General features: G+C 66.4%; 5 protein-coding genes and 1 pseudogene. 4 read left to right on the top strand and 2 right to left on the bottom strand.

Annotated elements, in window-relative coordinates; translation table 11 throughout:
- A partial coding sequence (locus EOA32_RS34535) for a site-specific integrase (RefSeq protein WP_189407616.1) occupies nt 1–472 on the bottom strand: 472 nt, incomplete at its 3' end.
- A gap of 98 nt (nt 473–570) precedes the next feature.
- Between EOA32_RS34535 and rimM the strand changes: the two genes are divergently transcribed.
- A complete protein-coding gene (gene rimM / locus EOA32_RS34530) occupies nt 571–1,167 on the top strand; it encodes a ribosome maturation factor RimM (protein WP_095827568.1) in 597 nt (198 codons plus the stop codon).
- On the top strand, nt 1,164–1,865 hold the full coding sequence (gene trmD / locus EOA32_RS34525) for a tRNA (guanosine(37)-N1)-methyltransferase TrmD (protein ID WP_127403547.1): 702 nt from the start codon (nt 1,164–1,166) through the stop codon (nt 1,863–1,865). Before rimM ends, trmD begins: the two co-directional genes overlap by 4 nt.
- On the opposite strand, the gene EOA32_RS34520 is transcribed toward trmD, so the two are convergent.
- Nucleotides 1,847–2,599: a sulfite exporter TauE/SafE family protein gene (locus EOA32_RS34520; protein WP_128374087.1), complete on the bottom strand. Its 753-nt coding sequence runs from the start codon at nt 2,597–2,599 to the stop codon at nt 1,847–1,849. The genes trmD and EOA32_RS34520 overlap by 19 nt on opposite strands.
- A 322-nt stretch (nt 2,600–2,921) precedes the next feature.
- Between EOA32_RS34520 and rplS the strand changes: the two genes are divergently transcribed.
- A complete protein-coding gene (gene rplS / locus EOA32_RS34515; protein ID WP_040974610.1) occupies nt 2,922–3,440 on the top strand; it encodes a 50S ribosomal protein L19 in 519 nt (172 codons plus the stop codon).
- 80 nt (nt 3,441–3,520) lie between these two features.
- Nucleotides 3,521–3,823: pseudogene (locus EOA32_RS39005) on the top strand (hypothetical protein); the annotation flags it as partial.

The following is a 3,823-nucleotide window of genomic DNA, read 5'->3' as shown; positions in this document are numbered from 1 at the left end:
GCGTCAGCACGGCGGCGTTGCGGGCGGCGATCCAGGGTTCCTCCGCCAGTTGGCCCTCGACAGTCACGACCTGCTTGGCATCGCTCGCCGTCAGCGGTTTCGGTAGCGATTTCGGCTGGCGCGGCGCGCGCAGGGCGGCCGCGCCCGCCGCGTTGACGAGGCCGCGCTTTTCGAGAAAGCGCAGCAGCGAACGGACGCCGGCCAGGCCGCGGCCAAGCGTGCGGGCGCCGGCGCCGCCGTTGCGGCGCGCGGCGAGGAAGCCGCGCAGGTCGGCCGGCCGCAGGTCCGCGATATCGGAAATGCCGGGCGGGCCGCCGCAATGCCCGGTCAGAAAATGCAGGAACTGGCGCGTGTCGCGCTCATAGGCTTCGACCGTTTCCGGCGACAGCCGGCGCTCGCGCGCGAGCATCTTGAGCCAGCTCTCGCGCGCCGCCTGGAGGTCGGGTTTTGCCGGGATGAGGAATTCCTGCATGCCGGCATTTTCGGGCAGTCAGGTTAGGAAGCGGTGAAGAGCCGATCATTGAAATGACGGCTTCAGAGGGTTAGAGCAGGGCAAAGGAAGTGATGCCGATGTCGAAGCTCGAGAACCCTGTACAGATGGCCGTGATCGGCGCCGCACACGGCATCAAGGGCGAATTGCGGGTAAAGACCTTCACCGGCGATCCGTTGGCGCTCGCCGACTACGGGCCGCTGCATACCAAGGATGGCCGTGCCTTCCAGATCCTCGACATCCGGCCGGCCGGCACGGTCGTGGTGGTGCGCTTCAAGGGTGTCGGCGACCGCAACACCGCCGAGGCGCTTGCCGGCACGGAACTGTTCGTCGACCGTTCGGTGCTGCCGGACGACGGTGAGGAGGACGAGTTCTACCATGCCGACCTCGTCGGCCTGGAGGTCAGGGACGATACCGGCGTCATCGGCAGGATTGTCGCCGTGCACAATTTCGGCGGCGGCGACATACTCGACGTCACGCTCGCCGGCCGCAAGGGCGTGCTGATCCCGTTCACGCAAGCCGCCGTGCCGCATGTGTCGATCGCCGACGGCTTCGTTCAGGTCGATCCGCTGGCGGCGGGGCTGGCCGATGACGAGGAGAGCGAGGCGCCCGGTCAGCCCGGGTTCGACCCGAAGGGGCGGCCGCGCGGGCCGAAGGATGCCGGGGGCAACCGGTGAGCTTTGCCGCCTCGGTGCTGACGCTCTATCCGGAGATGTTTCCGGGTGCGCTTGGGCTGTCGCTTGCCGGCCGGGCACTGGAAGCCGGCACCTGGTCGCTGGAAGCGATCCAGATCCGCGACTTCGCCACTGACCGGCATCGCACCGTCGACGATACGCCGGCCGGCGGCGGCGCCGGCATGGTGATGCGCGCCGACGTGCTGGCCAGGGCGATCGACCACGTTTCGCCGCAGGGCGATGAACGTCCAAGGTTGCTGATGAGTCCGCGTGGAAAACCGCTGACGCAGGCCCGGGTGCGCGAGCTCGCCGCCGGGCCGGGTGCCGTCATCCTGTGCGGCCGCTTCGAGGGCGTCGACCAGCGGCTGATCGAGGCGCGCGGCCTGGAGGAAGTCTCGATCGGCGATTTCATCCTGTCGGGCGGCGAGCCGGCCGCGCTGGTGCTGCTCGATGCGGTGGTGCGGCTGCTGCCCGGGGTGATGGGCAACGCCGTCTCAGGCGAGGAAGAAAGCTTTGAGAACGGCCTGCTCGAGCACCCGCATTACACACGGCCGCAGGAATTCGAGGGCAGGCAAATCCCCGAAGTGCTGACCTCCGGCAATCACAAGAAGATCGCCGCGTGGCGTCGTGCCGAGGCGGAGAAGCTGACGCGGGAGCGCCGGCCCGATCTGCTGGCGGGTGCTCAGCCGTTGGTGAAGTAATAAAAGGCCAGAAACAGGCCGACGCCGACGACGAAGCCGCGCACGACGCCTTGCGGCACGCGCCTGGCGATCCACACCCCGGCATAGCCGCCCAGCGCCCCGCCGGGGATCATGATGATCGCCTGCGGCCAGGCGACGACGCCGCCCGAAACGAAAACCAGGATGGCGATCGCCGCGATGACCACCGCCAGCATGTTCTTCAACGCATTGAGCTTGTGGTAGTCGCCGGCCTGCGTCAGGCCGAGGGTGGCAAGCATCATCACGCCCATGCCGGCGCCGAAGAAACCGCCATAGACCGAGGTCAGGAACTGCGCCAGCGACCCCGCGAGCGAGCCGAGCGAGGCTTGGTGCTCCGGTCCGGCCGCCGGCTTCAGCCACGGACCGGCCGCGAACAGGGCGGTCGCGGCGATCAGCAGCCAGGGCACAAGCGCACGGAAGGACGTGTTGGAGAGCGCCAGCAGAATGAGCGAACCGGCCAGCGCGCCGAAGCCGGATATCACGCAGAGCACAAGCGCCTGGCGCCAGAAATGTCTGATGTCGTCGAGATAGGCGAGCGTCGAGGTGATGTAGCCCGGAAACTGTGTCACCGAGGACGTTGCGTTGGCAACGATCGGCGGCAGGCCGACCAGCGTCATGGCACCGAAGGTGACGAAAGTGCCCCCGCCGGCGACGGCGTTCACCGCGCCCGAGACAAAGCCCGCGAAGAAGAGCAGGACGGCATCGAAGAATGTCATCGAGCGAGGCCTGGGAAATAGCTTTCTCCGACTTAGAAAGCTTGCATGGCGCGCGCAACCCGGCACGGCGGCAATATGATGAGGCCATAGTTTTCAAAAATTAGGCGTCAAAGGCGTGACAAAGCGCCGAAATAGCTGTATGTCGCCGCCCGAACCGGAAGAACGATCTTCCGGACCCGTCAACAAATGGCGGTGTAGCCGTCCCTGTCCGATGCCCCCGATTTGAATGTCTGGGCAAAGGACATAGCCGAGCGGTCGTTGGAACTGCAAGGCAAGTCGAGGACGCTCTGGCTGTCGGAAGAACAAGAAGTGGATATTTGAGATGGATCTCATCCGTCAGCTCGAGGCCGAGCAGGCCGCCAAGATCGAAGCCAAGCGCAAGCTGCCCGAATTCCAGCCTGGCGACACCGTGCGCGTCCAGGTGCGCGTCACCGAAGGCAGCCGCACCCGCGTCCAGGCTTATGAGGGCGTCGTCATCGCCCGTTCCGGCTCCGGCTTCCAGGAGAATTTCACCGTCCGCAAGATTTCCTACGGCGAAGGCGTCGAGCGCGTGTTCCCGGTCTACTCGCCGATGGTCGAAGGCGTCGAGATCGTGCGGCGCGGCAAGGTGCGCCGCGCCAAGCTCTATTACCTGCGCGACCGTCGGGGCAAGTCGGCCCGCATTTCGGAAAACACCGGCGTGCGCGCCCGCAAGCTGAACGATGAAGAGCGTGATGCGCTGAACGCCGAACGCGCCCGCATCGAGGCCGAGAAGGTCGCCGCCGCCGAGGCGCTGGCTGCGGAGAAAGCCGCGCAGGACGCCGCCGAGAAGAAGGCTGCGGAGTCTGCGTCGGCCGAATAAGGCGCTTCCGCAGATTGTTTTGGAAAGGCGGCTTCGGCCGCCTTTTTCGTTTGGATGTGCAAGCGGCGCTTGCCTGCAGCATGCCGCCGGAACGCGCCGAGCTGAAAGCCCTGCATGGCACGCCGACCCGGCTGGTCGCCGGGTTGCGCGAAGCGGTCGCGGATTCCGCGGGATGGTCCGTCGCAGGCTGGGTTCGGGAAGCGTGCCGATCAGAGCATGGGAATCCGCTTTGGCGCTCATCGATGCAGCGGATCGGCTTGCAAGGCGCTTGCGGAAAGCTAAAGTCGGCGCCGGTTTTTCTCTTGGGCGAGCGTAGCGCCGCCAGTCACGTTCGGGAGTTCGTCATGATCAAGTCGAAACTGCTGCTGGCCGGCCTATTGGCC

The organism is Mesorhizobium sp. M1A.F.Ca.ET.072.01.1.1 (genome assembly GCF_004023325.1).
Classification (GTDB): Bacteria; Pseudomonadota; Alphaproteobacteria; order Rhizobiales; family Rhizobiaceae; genus Mesorhizobium.
The sequence above is the reverse complement of the archived record's forward strand: the minus strand, read 5'-3'. Positions and strand labels throughout refer to the sequence as shown.